Below are 15915 nucleotides of genomic sequence, written 5' to 3'. Positions count from 1 at the left end.
CGCACCGCGAAAACCCCGGCGCGAATTTCCGTCGATCAGCCGTTTTGAGCGTCGGCGGTCCGGGGCAAGGGCGCGCCCCGCGACGAGAGGAGGACGGATGCGGCGTGACCCATCGCGGCACCGCGCCCGTACGCCGTGGCGCCTGACGATCGTCCTGTGCGCCCTGGTGCTCGGCGGCTGTGCGCGCCACGAGCAGTCCACGCTGCACGCCTCGGGCGCCGGGGCGCAGCGCATCGAGGGCCTGTGGTGGCTGATGTTCTGGATCGCGATGGCCGTCTTCGCCGAGGTCATGCTGCTGCTCGGCTGGGCCCTGTGGCGCCGGCGCCGGGCCCGGGCGAAGATCCGCGGCGGTGACGCGATCGGCGGCATCGCGGTGCTCGGGGTCGTGATCCCCTTCGCGATCCTGGTCACCGTCTACGGTCTCGGGCTGCGCGACCTCAACGCCCTGGCCGCGCCGCGGCAGGACCCCGCGGTGACCGTCGACGTGATCGGGCACCAGTGGTGGTGGGAGATCCGGTACGCCGACCCCGCCGGCGCCGTGACCGCCAACGAGCTGCACATCCCGGTGGGAGAGCCGGTCCGGGTGCGGTTGCGGACCGCGGACGTGCAGCACAGCTTCTGGGTGCCGCAGCTGATGCCCAAGACGGACCTCATCGCGGGCAAGGTCAACGAGACCTGGCTGCAGACCGGCACCGCCGGGAGCTACCGGGCCCAGTGCGCGGAGTACTGCGGCAAGCAGCACGCCTTCATGGCGCTCATGGTCGTCGCCCAGCCGCGCGCCGACTTCGACGCGTGGGCCGCCGCGACCGCGCAGCCCGCGACGACGACGCTGACCGCCGACCAGCAACGCGGCCGGGCGGTGTTCGAACGCAGCTCCTGCGCGTCCTGCCACACCGTGCGGGGCACCACCGCGACCGGCCGGGTCGGACCCGATCTGACCACTGTCGGCTCTCGGTGGAGCATCGGCGCCGGAGCCGCCCCGAACGACGCCGGCCACCTCGGCGGCTGGATCGTCAACTCCCAGACCATCAAGCCGGGCAACAAGATGCCGCCGCAGCCCGTACCCGCGCAGGACCTCCAGGACCTGCTGTCGTACCTGCGATCACTGAAGTAGGAGCCGCATGTCCGTCGACACCGAGGAACAATCGCGCTCCACCTCCCGCGACGAGGCCCTGGCCGAGCTCGAGCGGGACTGGGGTGAGCGGCCGTCGCTGCGCGGCTGGTTCAGCACCGTGGACCACAAACGCATCGGCCGCCGGTACATGGTGACCGCCGGGATCTTCTTCATCCTGGCCGGCACCGACGCCATGATCCTGCGCACGCAGCTGGCCCGCCCGAACGCGACCCTGCTGTCGCCGGAGATGTACGACCAGCTGTTCACCATGCACGGCACCGCGATGATCTTCCTGTTCTCGACCCCGATGTTCTTCGGCTTCGGCAACTTCCTCGTACCGCTGCTGATCGGCGCCCGCGACATGGCCTTCCCGCGGCTGAACGCCTTCGGCTACTGGGTCTTCGTGTGCGCCGGGACCGTCATGTTCACCAGCCAGCTCGTCGGCCGGGCCCCGGACGGCGGCTGGTTCGGCTACGTGCCGCTCACCGACACGCCGTACTCGACCGGCGTCAACCTCGACGTCTACTCCCTCGGCCTGCTGTTCCTCGGCGTCTCCACCACCGCCGGCGCGATCAACTTCATCGTCACCGTGGTCAAGATGCGCGCGCCCGGGATGTCGCTCAACCGGATGCCGCTGTTCGTCTGGGCGATCGTCGGCACCTCGTTCATGGTGATCTTCGCGTTGCCGGCGCTGAACCTGGCCAACGCCATGCTGTTCCTGGACCGCCGCTTCGGCGCCCACTTCTTCGATCCCGGGCACGGCGGCAGCACCCTGCTGTGGCAGCACCTGTTCTGGATCTTCGGGCATCCGGACGTGTACATCATCGTGATGCCGGCGCTGGGCATCGTCTCGGCGGTGCTGCCCGCGTTCTGCCGGCGCGGCGTCGTCGCGTACCCGCTGATGGTCCTGGCGATCGTCACCATCTCGATCATCAGCTTCGGCGTGTGGGTGCACCACATGTTCGCCACCGGGCTGCCGCAGCTGTCCTACAGCTTCTTCAGCGCGGCCAGCACGCTGATCACCATCCCGTCGGGCATCCAGATCTTCGCCTGGCTGTTCACGATGCTGCGCGGACGGATCGTCGTGCGTACGCCGTTCCTGTTCGTCGTCGGGTTCATCGTGACCTTCGTGCTCGGCGGCTTCACCGGCGTCATGTTCGCCATCACCGCGTTCGACCAGCAGGTGACCGACTCCTACTTCGTGGTGGCGCACTTCCACTACGTGCTGTTCGGGGGAGCGGTGTTCCCCATGCTCGCCGGCATCTACTTCTGGCTGCCCAAGTTCACCGGCCGCATGTACGCCGAGAGGCTCAGCCGCTGGGCGTTCTGGCTGGTGTTCCTCGGCTTCAACACGACGTTCATGCCGATGCACGTCTCGGGGCTGCTGGGCATGCCGCGGCGCATCTACACCTATCCGGGCGGACTCGGCTGGGACATCTGGAACCTGATCTCGACCGTCGGCGCGTACATCCTCGCGGTCGGGCTGCTGCTGGTGCTCATCGGCGTCGTCCACGCCGTACGCCGCGGCGCTCCCGCGCCGGACGATCCGTGGCAGGGCGACACGCTCGAGTGGGGGACCACCTCGCCGCCGCGGCCGTACAACTTCGCCCCCGTACCCCAGGTGCACAGCCTGCATCCGATGTGGGACGAGCGTACGACCGGCGCGCTGGCCATCGATGAGCCGCTGCCGGACCACCGGGCGATGACCACCAGCGAGCTGGACGGCCGGGAGGAGGGCGTGATCGAGATGCCGGAGGCGTCGCTGCTGCCGCTGGCCGTCGCCGCGGGCATCCTCGTCGTCGTCCTCGGGCTGCTCTGGGCGTGGTACTGGACGGGCTGGTACTGGTTCGCCGGGGCCGGGGCGCTGCTGATCTTCGGCGCGGTGGCTCGGTGGCTGTGGCCGCCGGAACGCACCCCCGAGGAAGCGGGGGTGGCGTCATGACGGCGGTGGTGGAGAAGGCGACGTCGCCGCGGCTGCTGTCGGCCGAGATGCCCTCGGGACGGACCACCGGCTGGTGGGGCATGGTCCTGTTCGTCACCACCGAGGCGACCATCTTCGCCGCCCTGCTGGGCAGCTACTTCTACATCCGGTTCCAGTCCGGCCCGCACTGGCCGCCGCCGCCCCTCGAGGACCCGAAGCTCACGAAGGTCGTCATCATGACGGCGTTGCTGCTGCCCAGCAGCGTGCCGGTCATGTGGGCCGAACGCGGCATCCGCAAGGGACAGCGGTGGCGGCTGCGCGCCGGGCTCGCCATCACGATGGTGCTCGGGCTGGCCTTCCTCGGCATGCAGGCGTGGGAGTACTCCGAGGACCTCAAGAAGCACACCCTGACCACGGACGCGTACAGCTCGCTGTTCTACACGACCACCACCCTGCACGGCTTCCACGTGGCGGTGGGGCTGCTGATGGTCGGCTGGTTGCTGGCCGCGTCGCTGCGCGGCAGCTTCGGCTACCGCCGGCACGAGCGGGTCCGGCTCACGGCCATCTACTGGCACTTCGTGGACGTCGTGTGGGTGGCCATCTTCCTGTGCCTCTATCTGTCGCCGAGGTTGTGATGCCGACACAGACCCGCCGGGCCGGCGGTTTCCTCCTGTGGTTCGCGGTGCTGGGCGGTGCCCTCGCCTGGACGGTGCACCTGTTCGTCGCCTGGGGCGTCGACGAGCTGACCTGCCGGGCCGGCAACACCAGCGTCGGCGGTGTGCCGGTGCGCGGCATCGTCGGCGCCGGGGTGGCCGTGCCGGCGCTGGTCACGATCGCGGCGTTGCTGCTGGCCTGGCGCGGCTGGCGCCGGGCCACGGCTGCGAAGCGCGATGACGACAGCCCGCGCATGGAGCGCACCGGCATGCTGCTGCTGATCGGGCTGTGCGCCGACGTGCTGTTCCTGGCCATCATCCTCGCGGGTGGCGCCGCCGTTCTGGTGCTGTCGCCATGTCAGTGACCACGACGGCCGTCGTTCTTGCCCACGGTGACGCGGGCGGTGCCGACGCCTGGACCGAGGTGGCGGCCCTGCTGGCGCTGGCAGGGGTGGGCGCCGCGTACGGCCGTGGCGTGCACGAACTGTGGGCCCGGCGCGGCCGGGGCGCCGTGGTGTCGCGGTGGCGGGCCGCGGCCTTCGTAGCGGGGCTCGTCGTGGTGCTGCTCGCTCAGCGTGGCCCGGTGCACGAGCTGGCCGAGGGGTCGTTCGCCGGGCACATGGTGCAGCACATGATCCTGATGCTCGGTGCGGGACCGTTGCTCGCCTGTGGCGGCGCCGGTCTGCCGCTGAGCCTGGCGGCGCCGCGGCGGCTGAGGGCTGTCGTGGCACGGCTGCGGTCGGGACCGGCGGGCCGATGGCTGCGCCGGCCGCTGAACCTGGCCCTCGTCGCCGCCGGCGTGCACACGGCGGTGCTGTGGTGGTGGCATCTGCCGCGCCCGTACGGCTGGGCCGAGCACCACGCCGTCGTGCACGGGGCCGAACACGCATCCTTCCTCGCTGCGGCCTGGCTGCTCTGGTCCACCGTGCTCGCCCCCCACGCGAACCGCCTCGGCGGCCCGGCGTCCTTCCTGCTGTTGTTCGCCACCGGCATGCCCGCCGCCGCGCTCGGGGCCGTCCTCACGCTGGCCTCCGGACCGATCTATCCACCCGGGACGCTGGCCGGACCGGACCCGCTCGCCGACCAGCAACTCGCGGGTCTGGTCATGTGGGTCCCGATGGACGTCGTCATGCTCGTCGCCGCGGTCGCCCTCTTCCTGCGCTGGATGCTCGCGCTCGACCGGAGCAGCCCCGCCGGGCGCGACCTACGACCCCGCCGAGAGGAGATACCCGCATGATCAGGCATCGGCTCCGCCTGCTCTGGCCGGTGGGCGTGACGGCCGCGCTGCTGCTGGCCCCCTCGGCCTGCGCTGCGGTGCCGCCGGCGCCGCCCGCGGAGGTGCCCGCCGGCGACCCGGCCCGCGGCGAGCGGCTGATCAACTCGTACGGGTGCGGCTCCTGCCACACCGTGCCCGGCGTGAAGGGGGCCGACGGGCTGGTCGGGCCGCCGCTGACGGCGTTCGGCAAACGGTCGTACATCGCCGGGGAGCTCGTCAACAGCGGTCCGAACCTGCAGCGGTGGGTGATGGACCCGCAAGCTGTCGAGCCCGGAACCGCCATGCCCGACCTGGGCGTGAGCCCCACCGACGCCCAGGACATCGCCGCCTACCTGTTCACCCTGGATTGAGGGGCGCACCGTGACCGACGTACCCCCCACACCACGCCGCGGGCGCCGGGTCCTGGCCGCAGCGGCCGGTCTCGGCGTACTGGGCCTGCCGCTGACGTCGCCGTCGCCGCAGCCGTCGCCGTCCGCCGCATCCGACCGTGGCACCCAGCTCTATCAACAGAGCTGTGCCAGCTGCCACGGACAGCAGGGCGAGGGCAGCCAGCGTGGCCCCGCACTGACCGGTGTCGGACCGGCGGACGTGGACTTCCAGCTCAGCACCGGCCGGATGCCCCTGCGCACCGAGCACCGGGTTCAGGAACACCGGGAGCCGGTGTTCTCCGAGTCGGACATCCGGGCGCTGGTGCAGCACGTGGCCTCCTTCCCGCCCGGCGGTGGTCCACCGATCCCCACGGTCGGTGGCGGGCACACCCGCTCGGGCCGCGAGCTGTACCTCACGTACTGCTCGGCCTGCCACTCGGCCGCCGGCGTCGGCGCCACCTTGACCAACGGCCGCTTCGCGCCCTCGCTCTTCCAGGCCACCCCCACCCAGATCGGTGAGGCCGTACGGGTGGGGCCCGGGCTCATGCCGGCCTTCCCGTCCGGCGTGCTCACCGACGCGCAGGTGGACGACATCGCGGCCTACGTCGACGTCCTGCAGAACGACCGCGGTGACCTGGATCGTGGCGGATGGTCGCTCGGGCGGCTCGGACCCTTCCCGGAGGGCGCCGTGGCGTGGGTGCTGGGACTGGGTGTGCTGCTGCTGCTCGCCCGCCGGCTGGGGAGCCGGGCCCGATGACCCGCGCGCGTGGACCGATGAGCGGCGAGAAGGGCGCGGTGCGCCGCATCCGTCTCGCCTTCGGCGCGGCGGTGCTCGGTGCTGTGGGATTCGCGGTCACGTACAGCCTGGGTGGCAACACGCAACTGCTGGGCGTGAGCCTCGGTCTGGCCTTCGCCGGATTGGCGTACGGCCTGGCCGCCTGGGGTCGCCGGTTGCTGCCCACCGGCGGCTACGTGGAGCAGAAGCCCGGACTGAGCGCCCCGCCCCGGCGCCGTGATCTGCTCGCCGAGGCGATGGACGGCCCGGAGAGCCCGCTCGGACGTCGCGGGCTCGTGGGCATGCTGCTGCTCGGCGCCGGGTCGATCGGTGTCGCCCTGCTGTTCCCGCTCCGCTCGCTGCTCTCCTTCCGCAGGCCCGACCCGGTCACCATGCTGCGGCACACCGCGTGGCAGGCCGGCACCCGCCTCGTGACCCCCGAAGGGACACCGGTACGCCTGACCGACATCGGAGGCGAGACGATCCAGATCGTCGTGCCGGAGGGCCACATCGGCGACGGCGACACCCCCGCGTTCGTCGTCCGGCTCGACCCGGAACGGCTGCGGCAGGAACCCGGGGCGGGACGGGTCGGGGACGTGGTCGCCTACTCGCTGCTGTGCACCCACGCCGGCTGTCCCGTCGCCCTGTACGAGCAGACCACGGCCCGGATGCTGTGCCCGTGCCACCAGAGCACGTTCGACCTCAACCGTGACGCCGCGCCGATCGCGGGACCGGCCGCGCGGCCGCTGCCGGGCCTGCCGATCGAGGTCGGCACCGACGGATATCTGCGCGCCCGCGGCGACTTCACCGCCCCGCCCGGCGCGGGGTTCTGGAGCTATCCATGATCACCCGACGCCTCTACCGGGCCCTCGACGCCCGGCTCGGCACCACGTCGGCCGGGCGTACGGCCCTCGCGAAGGTCTTCCCGGACCACTGGACGTTCATGTTCGGCGAGGTCGCCGTCTACGCGTTCCTGGCGCTGCTGCTCACCGGCACGTACCTGACCCTGTTCTTCGAACCCAGTACCGCCGAGACCGTGTACGACGGGGCGTACCAGCCGCTCGACGGATCGACGGTGTCCAGCGCCTTCGCCTCCACGGTCGCGCTGAGCTTCGACGTACGCGCCGGCCTGCTGATGCGGCAGGCGCACCACTGGGCGGCCCTGCTGTTCGTCGCCGCGATCGTCGTGCACCTGCTGCGGGTCTTCTTCACCGGCGCGTTCCGCCGGCCCCGCGAGCTGAACTGGGTCGTCGGCGTCACGATGCTCGCCCTGGCGCTGCTCAACGGCTTCACCGGCTACTCGATGCCCGACGACCTGCTGTCCGGGACCGGCCTGCGGATCATCTACTCGACGGTGCTGTCGGTTCCCGTGGTGGGTTCCTGGATCGCGATGCTGGCCTTCGGTGGCGAGTTTCCCAGCGACGAGACCACCCCGCGGCTCTACATCAGCCATGTCCTCATCGTGCCGGCCGTCTTCCTGGCCCTCATCTCGCTGCACCTGGTCATGATCATCCGGCAGAAGCACTCGCAGTTCCCCGGCCCGGGACGCCGCGAGCACAACGTCGTCGGCTCGCGGCTGTGGCCGGCGTACGCGGTGCGGTCGCTCAGCCTGCTCACCGGCGTGCTGGCCGCGGTCTTCGCGCTCGGCGGCCTCGTGCAGATCAACCCCGTGTGGATCTACGGGCCCTTCCATCCCGCACAGGCCACCTCACCCGCCCAGCCCGACTGGTACGTGGCCTGGGGCGACGGCGCACTGCGGCTGTTCCCCCCGATCGAAGTCCACGTCGCGGGCCATCTCATCCCCGCGCCGTTCTTCCCCGCCGTCGGTCTGGGCACGGTCACGTTCCTGCTGCTGTACGCGTGGCCGTGGCTGGAACGGTGGCGCACCGGGGACAAGGCGTCGCACCAGATCCTCGAGCGGCCCCGGGACCGCCCCGGACGGGTGGCGGCCGGCGCGTACGCCCTGACCTTCTTCGCTGTCCTGCTGGTCGCCGCGGCCGACGACATCATCGCCCGGCTGAGCGGGATACCGGTGCTCGGCATCCTGCGTACCCTGCAGATTCTCCTTTTGGTCCTGCCCTTCGCCGTTGCGGCCGTGGCGTTCCTGGTCGCGCGGTCGTTGCGGGCGGGAACCGCGACGACCGTGGGGGAGCTGACCCGTGCGGATCTGCACGCCGGCATGACCGGCCCGGCGGCGTCGCCGGGGGACACCGACCACCCCGCGGAACGCATCCGGCTGTGGCGCAACCCGGACGACACGTGGCGGTGGCGGTGGCACGGGCCGGGCGCCGACCTCGCGAGCAACGAGGTGTTCCTCGATCGTGAGGGGGCGCTGGACGCGGCGCGGACCGCCTATCCGGGCGTACCCGTGGAGCAGGACGAGCCGCCGGAGGGTGTGGTGCTGCCGCCGCCGCGCCGCGAGCCGGGGCCGGCCACCAAGGTGGCGGCCGCCCTGGTGTGGGTGGCGATGGCCGTGCTCGGGCGGCGCGCGGACCGCCGGCAACCGTCCCGATCGGAGGCCTCGAAGTGAAAGCGATCATCTCGGGCGCCGGCATCGCCGGGCTGGCCCTGGCCCGGCAGCTGCACGCGCACGGCGCCCAGGTCACCGTGATCGAGAAGGCGCCGGGCCCGCGTACGGGTGGCTACGTGCTCGACTTCTTCGGGCCCGGATACGACGCCGCGGAGGCGATGGGCGTGCTCCCCGGCATCCTGGAGCTGGGTTATCAGGTCGAGGAGCTGGCCTACTGCGACGAGACCGGGCGCCGCCGCGCCGGGCTGCGGTACGCCAGGTTCGCCAAGGCCGCCGGCGGCCGGGTGGTCAGCATCAGACGCCCGGACCTGGAACGGGTACTGCGCGACCAGCTGCCCGCCGGCGTCGACCTGCGCCACGCCACCACGATCAGCGCAGTGGACGACCGCGCGGACGGGGTCACGGTGACCCTCGACGACGGCAGCACACTGGCCGCGGACCTGCTCGTGGGCTGCGACGGCGTCCACTCCGGCGTCCGTGCGCTGGTCTTCGGGCCCGATCCGGGCTTCGTGCGGTACCTCGGGCTGCACACCGCGGCGTTCACGTTCGAGGACCCGCAGGCGCACGCCGAGGTGGCGGGCCGGTTCTGCCTGACCGACACGCTGCACCGCACCATGGGCTTCTACGCGTTGCGCGACGGCCGGGTCGCCGTGTTCGCCGTACACCCCAGCGCCGACCACACGCTGCCGGCCGACCCGCGGGCCGCCCTGCGCGCCGAGTACGGCAGCCTCGGCTGGATCGCGCCGCGGGCGCTGGCCGCCGCCGGAACAGGTGTATTACGACCACGTCGCGCAGGTCGAGATGCCGTCCTGGAGCCGCGGCCGGGTGGTGCTGCTCGGCGACGCCGCGTACGCGGTCTCGCTGCTGGCCGGGCAGGGCGCGTCCCTGGCCGTGGCCGGCGCGTACGTGCTGGCCGGCAACCTCGCCCGGAGCCCATCCGTCGAAGCGGGACTGGCCGGCTACGAGCGGGTGCTGCGCCCGGTGGTGCTGGACAAGCAGGCCACCGGCCGCAAGAGCCGGCGCTGGTTCCTGCCCGCGACCCGCACCCAGCGGTGGCTGCGCCGAGCGTCTTTGGCGTTGGCCGGGTTGCCCGTGGCCGACCGGTTGGTCGCCGGGGCCCTGGTCGGCAAGCCCACCGCGATGATCGCCGAGCAGGCCCGCAGAACCGGCGTCGGCGGCTGACCGGCCCGGACGGTCCCCCCACCGCCGCGGGGCCGGCGGCAGTCCGTGTACGGTGCCGAAGATCGGGAATGACCCGTGCATGGATGCGCTCGTGAGTGAGCAGTGGCTGTCGCGGGCCGTGGACCTGCTGGTACGCCTGGTCGAGGCGGCCGGGGCAGTGGTGATCTTCACCGGTGCGGTGACGGCGTTCGTCTGGTTCCTGATAGCCGCCGTACGCCGCGGGGGCACCGAGCGGTTCGTGCCCGTACGCCTGAGCCTGGGGCGCTTCCTCGCGCTCGGGCTCGAGTTCCAGCTGGCCTCGGACATCCTGCGGACGGCGATCGCGCCGACGCTGCGGGAGATCGGCGAGCTCGCCGCCGTGGCGGCCATCCGTACGGCGTTGAACTACTTCCTGGCGCGCGAGATCAAAGAGGAACGCACGGAGCTCGAGCGCCGCACGGCCGAGGCCGTGCCGGACCCCGCCGACCCGTCCCGGGTGTCGCGATGAGCGCAGTGATCCACGCGGCGGCATTGTGGTGCGTGGCCGCCGGTCTGCTGGCGGGCGCGGTGGTGACCGTGTCCGCCCGCGACGGGCGCGCCGGCTTGCGGGTGGCGCTCGACTTCTGGCTCGCGGCGGGCCTGCTCAACCTCAGCTTCGCCCGGGACTGGGGTCCGCCGCTGGTCGCCGCGCTGGTTCTCGCCGTCCGGCAGACCGCGGGCCTGGGTCTGCGTCATTCCGCCGCGGGGCTGCGTGATCTGTTCCCGCGCCGGTCGCGGAACGACTCCTGACGCCGCGACGTCACCCGCCGCTGTGCGCTGCGGTGGCGGGCCGGCTGAAGATCCGCCTACCGTTCTCCGGTGGGATCGGTACGCCGCGCCGGTCGCTCCGTTCCAGTCCCGGAGCTGTTCTCCGCCGGCCGTACGGCGGGTGCCAGCACCGCGATCGCCGCGGCCGCGAGCGGGAGCAGGGCCAGCGCGACCGGCAGACCGGCCGGCCCCGCCAGTGCGCCGATGGCCGGTGAGACGGCGAGCCAGCCCACGTTCCCGGCGAACCCCACCTGAGCCATGGCCCAGGCCGGGGAGGCCGATCCTGCGCGGCCGGCCGCGGCGAACGCCGCCGGGAAGACCGCGCTGATGGCCGCTCCGCAGATCCCGAACGCCACCAGGGCCGGCCACGGCCTGCCCAGCACCAGGGCTGCCGTGAACACCGGTACACACAGCGCGGCTCCGGCGCGTACCGCCCGCACCCAGCCGATCCGGGCGACGACCGGATCGCTCAGCAGCCGTCCCACCGTCTCGCCGCCCGAGAAGGCGGCGTACGCGGTTGCCGCGATCGCGGTCGAGGCTCCCAGGCTGCTGAGATAGATACCGCCCCAGGAGGCGGGGGCATCCTCGACGAAGGAGGAGAGGAAGGCCAGGACCGCGATGAGCACAACCGCCTTCGGCATCACCCGGGGCGGCGTGCGCGAACCGTTGCGGCTCGGTGGCCGGCCCGGGAGGAGTCCCGGAACGGCGATCGCGACGCAGACCGCGAGCACCGCGGCGACGACCGGGAACTGAATGCCCAGCGGCATGCCGAGGGCGAACATCGCGGCCGCGGCCGCGCCACCGGCCATGCCCCCGATGCTGCGAAAGCCGTGCATGGCGTTCAGGACGGGGCGGCGGTACCGGTCCTGCACCGTGACGCCCTGCCCGTTCATGGCGACGCCGGTGATGCCGTCCGCGAGGCCCAGCCCGACCAGGACGGCGAACAGTGCCCACTCACAGCCGGCGAGGGGGATCAGGGCCAGGCAGACGCTCATCGCGACCGGGGCGCACGCCGTCACCGCCCGGCCACCGAAGCGCGCGAGCAGAAGCCCGCCGGCCTGGCTGCCGGCGAGCCCGCCCAGCGCCGGACCGGACAGCAGCAGGCCGAGCGCGGTGCCGGTACTCAGGTGCAGTCGCTGCTCGACGGCGGGAATGCGGGCCGCCCAGGACGCGAACGCCGCCCCGTGAACGAAGAAGACCATCGTCACCGACCGGCGTGCCGCGCGAGGCTGCGCTGTCATGGTGCTGTCCTTGGCTGTCGTCCCGAGCGGTGCCTGCCCGGCCGGGTGCGCCGGCCGGCCGCGACCGTCAGACCGAGGGTGACGGGCCGGGCGACGGAGTCCCGGTAGCGACCAGGAACTCCTCGGCGTCGAAGTCCTCGTACGAGTCGGCACCACCGAGGTCGTAGTCGTCGAAGTAGGCGCCGTAGGTGAACTTGCGCACGACCCCGGTCACGGTGACCTGCTTGCCGGGTTCCGCCTCGATTCCCGGCGCGGACAGCACGAGGATCGAGTCGTCGCCGTACTCGTTGCCGGTCAGCACGAACGACCGTTCGGTGATCACTTTGCTGACCGTGGCGGTGACGGTGACGGTCCGCCCGATGTAGTCGTCGTTGCCGAAGTAGGGATCGGTGATCGCGCCGACCGCCGGGCTGGGCCGCAGTGGCGCGGTGGTCGGCACCTCGACGCCGTCACCGACGCCACAGGATGCCAGCATCAGCGGCAACGCCACCATGACGGCGATCAGCGGCGTTCTTCTCCCTGCCGTGTTCATGTACGCGTCTCCCTTTCGGTCGCTCTCGACGGCCCACCTCCGGTGCCATGAGCCGCCCGGTGTCCGTGTGCGAGCGCCGGCTCGACGCCCGCACACGGATCGGCGGGTGGGTTCGGTACCCGAAGCCCCAGCCTCCGCCGGTCACGTGGCGGTCCCGCCGCACCGCCGTGACAGTTCCATGACCGGCACGTACCGCCGCGAGCCGGCGAAGGAGCGACCTCGCCGGGCACCGCATCGTCAGCGGCATGCGCCACACCGGCCCTGCCGTGCGGCGGACGTTGATCTACCGTCGAGGGATGTCCGGCATACGGCGATGGTCGGCCGCGCTCGTCGCCACGCTGGCGGTCGTCCCGGGCGCGGCCTGTACCTCGCCGCAGAAGCAGGACAAGCCGCCGCGGGCGCCCGGCCCTGAGCTCGACGCCGACCAGGGCGGGGCGTACGGCTGGCACAAGGCCATGGCCGTCGGCACCCGCTTCACCGACGGGCTGAACCACCTGGAGTTGTCCGGCGCGGCGACGTCCCCGCTGACGATCGTCTCGATCACGCCGTTGATGGACGACGGCCCGGCCCTGCGGGTGCTCGGCACCCGCATCCGCGTCATCCCGGACATGCTGCCCGCGGACAGCGAGGTCGGCTGGTTCGAATATCTCGACGGGTTCTCGCCCAAGGAGAAGTTCGCCGCCGGCAGCGTCATCCCCGAGGGGTTCCAGGTCCGGGGCACGAACGGCGACGACGACATGTCCGTCGAGGTGCAGATCGGCTACGAGGTCGTCGCGCCCGGCGTCTCGAATCGCACCGGCGTCGAGGTCGTGTACGAGTACGAGGGCGTCCGCAAGCGAGCCGTCATCCCGAGCCACCTGACCATCTGCGCTCCGGCAACCGCGGCCTGCCAGGCCCGGGAGTAGGCCGACCGGCGGCTGCGTCGCCGGCGGTTCGGCCGACCCCGGCGGCGGGTCGGGTCCGGGTACCTGTTGACGCATCACGCACTTCGGTATCTGCTGGACGAAGGAACGCCCCAGCACCTCACTCGAGCGGTGCGCGCATTCCAGGAAGGTCGTTCCCATGACGCAGCTGGCGAGTATGGGCGGGGACACCTCGGCCGATTTCGACACCGGAGGCTCGGGCGAGACGGTCGCACCACGGCCGTACGCGTTGTCCGATGCGCCGGGGCCGCTGAGCCGGGACGAGCTGAGCGCGGTCGACGCCTGGTGGCGTGCGGCGAACTACCTGTCGGTCGGGCAGATCTACCTGAGGGACAATCCGCTGCTGCGGGAGCCGCTGGCCGCGGAGCACATCAAGCCCCGGCTGCTCGGACACTTCGGTACCGTTCCCGGCCTGAACCTGGTGTGGGCCCACGCCAACCGTCAGATCGTCGCGCGTGACCTGCACGCGGTGTTCGTGGCGGGTCCGGGTCACGGCGGTCCCGGGCCGAACGCCTGTGCCTGGCTGGAGGGCACCTACTCGGAGCTCTACAGCAACATCCCGCGTGACGAGCGGGGGATGGCGGCGTTCTTCGCGCAGTTCTCCTACCCGGGCGGGGTGCCGAGCCACTGCGCGCCGGAGACGCCCGGTTCGTTCCACGAGGGTGGTGAGCTGGGGTATTCGCTGCTGCACGCGTTCGGTGCGGCGCTGGACGACCCGGAACTGACGGTGTTCTGCGTGGTCGGTGACGGCGAGGCGGAGACGGGCCCGCTGGCCGGGAGCTGGCACGCCAACAAGTTCCTCAATCCGGTACGCGACGGTGCGGTGCTGCCGATCCTGGCGCTGAACGAGTACAAGATCGCCAATCCGACGATCTTCGCTCGCATCCCGGAGCCGGAGCTGCTGGAGCTGATGCGCGGCTACGGGTACGCCCCGCAGGTGGTCGCCGGTGATGATCCGGCCACGGTGCACCAGCGGCTGGCCGCCGTCATGGACGACTGTCTGCAGCAGATCGCCGACATCCGGCAGGCGGCGCGTGCCGGCGGCGACGGCACCCGGCCGGCGTGGCCGATGATCGTGCTGCGTACGCCCAAAGGGTGGACCTGTCCGCCCGTCGTCGACGGTCAGCAGGTCGAGGGCACGTTCCGGGCGCACCAGGTCCCGCTGCCCGCCGCCCGCACCGATGACAAGCACCGGCAGGTCCTGGAGCAGTGGCTGCGCTCGTACCGGCCGGAGGAGCTGTTCGACGACGCCGGCCGCCCGATTCCGGACCTGCTGGCGGCGATCCCGGCGGGGGAGCGGCGGATGAGCGCCAATCCGGTGGCCAACGGCGGTGTCCTGCTCGACGACCTGCGGCTGCCGGACTGGCGCGACTACGGCGTCGAGGTCAAGGCCCCGGGCGGCACGCAGCACGAGGCGACCCGGGTTCTGGGCGCGTGGCTGCGGGACGTCACCGCGGCGAACCCGGCCACCTTCCTGACCTTCGCGCCGGACGAGCTGGCCAGCAACCGGCTGCAGGACATCCTGGAGGTGACCGGCCGCAACTGGCAGGCCGGCATCGGCGAGTTCGACGAGAAACTCGACCGGCGGGGCCGGGTGATCGAGGTGCTGAGCGAGCACATGTGCCAGGGGCTGCTGGAGGGCTACCTGCTCACCGGCCGGCACGGCGTGTTCACCTGCTACGAGGCGTTCATCCACATCGTCGACGCCATGTTCAACCAGCACGCCAAGTGGCTGCAGGCGAGCGCCGAGGTGCCCTGGCGCCGGCCGATCGCCAGCCTGAACTACCTGCTGTCGTCGCACGTCTGGCGCCAGGACCACAACGGGTTCACGCACCAGGACCCGGGCTTCCTCGACGTGGTGATGAACAAGAGCCCGAGCATCGTACGGGTGTACCTGCCGCCGGACGCCAACACGTTGCTGTCCACGTACGACCATTGCCTGCGCTCGCGGCACTACGTCAACGTCGTGGTGGCCGGCAAGCAGCCGCAGGCCGACTGGCTGTCGGTGCAGGACGCCGCGCTGCACTGCGCCCGCGGACTGGGCATCTGGCAGTGGGCGGGCAACCGTGACGAGCCCGGCACGCTGCCCGACGTGGTGCTGGCCTGCGCCGGCGAGGTGCCGACCCTGGAGACCCTGGCCGCCGCGGCGATCCTCCGTGAGCGCCTGCCGGACCTGCGGGTACGGGTGATCAATGTGGTGGACCTGATGCGGCTGCAGCCGGAGAGCGAGCATCCGCACGGGCTGCCGGACCGCCAGTTCGACACCCTGTTCACCACCGATCGGCCGGTGATCTTCGCGTTCCACGGCTACCCTTGGCTGGTGCACCGGCTGACCTACCGGCGGGCGAACCACGCCGGGTTGCACGTGCGCGGCTACAAGGAGAAGGGCACCACGACCACGCCGTTCGACATGGTGATGCTCAACGACCTGGACCGCTACCACCTGGTCATCGACGTCATCGACCGGGTGCCGGGCCTCGGCGCGCGCGCCGCCGGCCTGCGGCAGGACATGGTCGACGCCCGGCTCGCCGCTCGCACGTACACCCGCGAGCACGGCGCCGACATCCCCGAGGTGGCGAACTGGACCTGGCAGCCGTGACCTGAACCTGACGAA

Annotated in this window: 16 protein-coding genes and 1 pseudogene; 15 read left to right on the top strand and 2 right to left on the bottom strand. The window is 71.9% G+C overall.

The genetic code is table 11. From position 1 onward, the window contains the following. The first annotated feature begins 97 nt into the window (after nt 1-97). From coxB to COUCH_RS26730, 13 genes and pseudogenes are all read left to right on the top strand, one after another. Nucleotides 98-1114, top strand: a complete 1017-nt coding sequence (gene coxB / locus COUCH_RS26785; RefSeq protein ID WP_249607972.1) for a cytochrome c oxidase subunit II — start codon at nt 98-100, stop codon at nt 1112-1114. 7 nt (nt 1115-1121) lie between these two features. Then, entirely contained in the window at nt 1122-3056 is a 1935-nt protein-coding gene (ctaD, locus tag COUCH_RS26780; RefSeq protein ID WP_249607971.1) for a cytochrome c oxidase subunit I, read from the top strand. Beyond that, nucleotides 3053-3670 (top strand): cytochrome c oxidase subunit 3, encoded by a 618-nt coding sequence (locus COUCH_RS26775; protein ID WP_249607970.1) that lies wholly within the window; start codon nt 3053-3055, stop codon nt 3668-3670. The genes ctaD and COUCH_RS26775 overlap by 4 nt, the downstream gene beginning before the upstream one ends. Then, nucleotides 3670-4053: a hypothetical protein gene (locus tag COUCH_RS26770; RefSeq protein ID WP_249607969.1), complete on the top strand. Its 384-nt coding sequence runs from the start codon at nt 3670-3672 to the stop codon at nt 4051-4053. Before COUCH_RS26775 ends, COUCH_RS26770 begins: the two co-directional genes overlap by 1 nt. Continuing rightward, complete coding sequence (locus tag COUCH_RS26765) at nt 4044-4925, top strand: cytochrome c oxidase assembly protein (protein WP_249607968.1); 882 nt, start codon at nt 4044-4046, stop codon at nt 4923-4925. Before COUCH_RS26770 ends, COUCH_RS26765 begins: the two co-directional genes overlap by 10 nt. Beyond that, nucleotides 4922-5314 (top strand): c-type cytochrome, encoded by a 393-nt coding sequence (locus tag COUCH_RS26760; protein WP_249607967.1) that lies wholly within the window; start codon nt 4922-4924, stop codon nt 5312-5314. Before COUCH_RS26765 ends, COUCH_RS26760 begins: the two co-directional genes overlap by 4 nt. Before the next feature lie 10 nt (nt 5315-5324). After that, nucleotides 5325-6089: a cytochrome bc1 complex diheme cytochrome c subunit gene (gene qcrC / locus COUCH_RS26755; RefSeq protein WP_249607966.1), complete on the top strand. Its 765-nt coding sequence runs from the start codon at nt 5325-5327 to the stop codon at nt 6087-6089. Then, on the top strand, nt 6086-6952 hold the full coding sequence (locus tag COUCH_RS26750; RefSeq protein WP_249607965.1) for a ubiquinol-cytochrome c reductase iron-sulfur subunit: 867 nt from the start codon (nt 6086-6088) through the stop codon (nt 6950-6952). The genes qcrC and COUCH_RS26750 overlap by 4 nt, the downstream gene beginning before the upstream one ends. Continuing rightward, the gene (qcrB, locus tag COUCH_RS26745; protein WP_249607964.1) at nt 6949-8637 is read left to right on the top strand and encodes a cytochrome bc1 complex cytochrome b subunit; all 1689 of its coding nucleotides are present in this window, start codon (nt 6949-6951) and stop codon (nt 8635-8637) included. The genes COUCH_RS26750 and qcrB overlap by 4 nt, the downstream gene beginning before the upstream one ends. Beyond that, nucleotides 8565-9152 (top strand): annotated as a pseudogene (locus tag COUCH_RS39240) (FAD-dependent monooxygenase); the annotation flags it as partial. The gene qcrB and the pseudogene COUCH_RS39240, both read left to right, overlap by 73 nt. 256 nt (nt 9153-9408) lie before the next feature. Beyond that, complete coding sequence (locus COUCH_RS26740) at nt 9409-9819, top strand: FAD-dependent monooxygenase (RefSeq protein ID WP_249607963.1); 411 nt, start codon at nt 9409-9411, stop codon at nt 9817-9819. Between the two features lie 79 nt (nt 9820-9898). Beyond that, the gene (locus tag COUCH_RS26735) at nt 9899-10306 is read left to right on the top strand and encodes a DUF1622 domain-containing protein (RefSeq protein ID WP_249607962.1); all 408 of its coding nucleotides are present in this window, start codon (nt 9899-9901) and stop codon (nt 10304-10306) included. Then, nucleotides 10303-10587, top strand: coding sequence for a hypothetical protein (locus COUCH_RS26730; RefSeq protein ID WP_249607961.1), 285 nt, complete (start codon nt 10303-10305; stop codon nt 10585-10587). The genes COUCH_RS26735 and COUCH_RS26730 overlap by 4 nt, the downstream gene beginning before the upstream one ends. Nucleotides 10588-10643: 56 nt before the next feature. Here COUCH_RS26730 and COUCH_RS26725 read toward each other — a convergent pair whose 3' ends face one another. Both COUCH_RS26725 and COUCH_RS26720 read right to left on the bottom strand, forming a co-directional pair. Continuing rightward, nucleotides 10644-11846: an MFS transporter gene (locus COUCH_RS26725; RefSeq protein WP_249607960.1), complete on the bottom strand. Its 1203-nt coding sequence runs from the start codon at nt 11844-11846 to the stop codon at nt 10644-10646. 67 nt (nt 11847-11913) lie between these two features. After that, nucleotides 11914-12378 (bottom strand): hypothetical protein, encoded by a 465-nt coding sequence (locus tag COUCH_RS26720; RefSeq protein ID WP_249607959.1) that lies wholly within the window; start codon nt 12376-12378, stop codon nt 11914-11916. Between the two features lie 296 nt (nt 12379-12674). Here COUCH_RS26720 and COUCH_RS26715 point away from each other — a divergent pair, with 296 nt between their 5' ends. Both COUCH_RS26715 and COUCH_RS26710 read left to right on the top strand, forming a co-directional pair. Next, complete coding sequence (locus COUCH_RS26715; RefSeq protein ID WP_249607958.1) at nt 12675-13283, top strand: hypothetical protein; 609 nt, start codon at nt 12675-12677, stop codon at nt 13281-13283. Nucleotides 13284-13440: 157 nt separating this feature from the next. Then, nucleotides 13441-15900 carry a phosphoketolase family protein gene (locus COUCH_RS26710; protein WP_249607957.1) on the top strand — a complete coding sequence of 820 codons (2460 nt, stop codon included), beginning with the start codon at nt 13441-13443 and terminating at the stop codon, nt 15898-15900. The last annotated feature ends 15 nt before the right edge of the window (nt 15901-15915 follow it).

Origin of the sequence: Couchioplanes caeruleus (genome assembly GCF_023499255.1) — a bacterium.
In the GTDB taxonomy this organism is placed as follows: Bacteria; Actinomycetota; Actinomycetes; order Mycobacteriales; family Micromonosporaceae; genus Actinoplanes; species Actinoplanes caeruleus_A.
This window is presented reverse-complemented; position numbering and strand designations above follow the sequence as displayed.

Coding starts and splice junctions, on each gene's coding strand:
- coxB (WP_249607972.1), top strand. CDS start 98: ATGCGGCGTGACCCATCGCGGCACCGCGCCCGTACGCCGTGGCGCCTG.
- ctaD (WP_249607971.1), top strand. CDS start 1,122: ATGTCCGTCGACACCGAGGAACAATCGCGCTCCACCTCCCGCGACGAG.
- COUCH_RS26775 (WP_249607970.1), top strand. CDS start 3,053: ATGACGGCGGTGGTGGAGAAGGCGACGTCGCCGCGGCTGCTGTCGGCC.
- COUCH_RS26770 (WP_249607969.1), top strand. CDS start 3,670: ATGCCGACACAGACCCGCCGGGCCGGCGGTTTCCTCCTGTGGTTCGCG.
- COUCH_RS26765 (WP_249607968.1), top strand. CDS start 4,044: ATGTCAGTGACCACGACGGCCGTCGTTCTTGCCCACGGTGACGCGGGC.
- COUCH_RS26760 (WP_249607967.1), top strand. CDS start 4,922: ATGATCAGGCATCGGCTCCGCCTGCTCTGGCCGGTGGGCGTGACGGCC.
- COUCH_RS26750 (WP_249607965.1), top strand. CDS start 6,086: ATGACCCGCGCGCGTGGACCGATGAGCGGCGAGAAGGGCGCGGTGCGC.
- qcrB (WP_249607964.1), top strand. CDS start 6,949: ATGATCACCCGACGCCTCTACCGGGCCCTCGACGCCCGGCTCGGCACC.
- COUCH_RS26735 (WP_249607962.1), top strand. CDS start 9,899: ATGGATGCGCTCGTGAGTGAGCAGTGGCTGTCGCGGGCCGTGGACCTG.
- COUCH_RS26730 (WP_249607961.1), top strand. CDS start 10,303: ATGAGCGCAGTGATCCACGCGGCGGCATTGTGGTGCGTGGCCGCCGGT.
- COUCH_RS26725 (WP_249607960.1), bottom strand. CDS start 11,846: ATGACAGCGCAGCCTCGCGCGGCACGCCGGTCGGTGACGATGGTCTTC.
- COUCH_RS26720 (WP_249607959.1), bottom strand. CDS start 12,378: ATGAACACGGCAGGGAGAAGAACGCCGCTGATCGCCGTCATGGTGGCG.
- COUCH_RS26715 (WP_249607958.1), top strand. CDS start 12,675: ATGTCCGGCATACGGCGATGGTCGGCCGCGCTCGTCGCCACGCTGGCG.
- COUCH_RS26710 (WP_249607957.1), top strand. CDS start 13,441: ATGACGCAGCTGGCGAGTATGGGCGGGGACACCTCGGCCGATTTCGAC.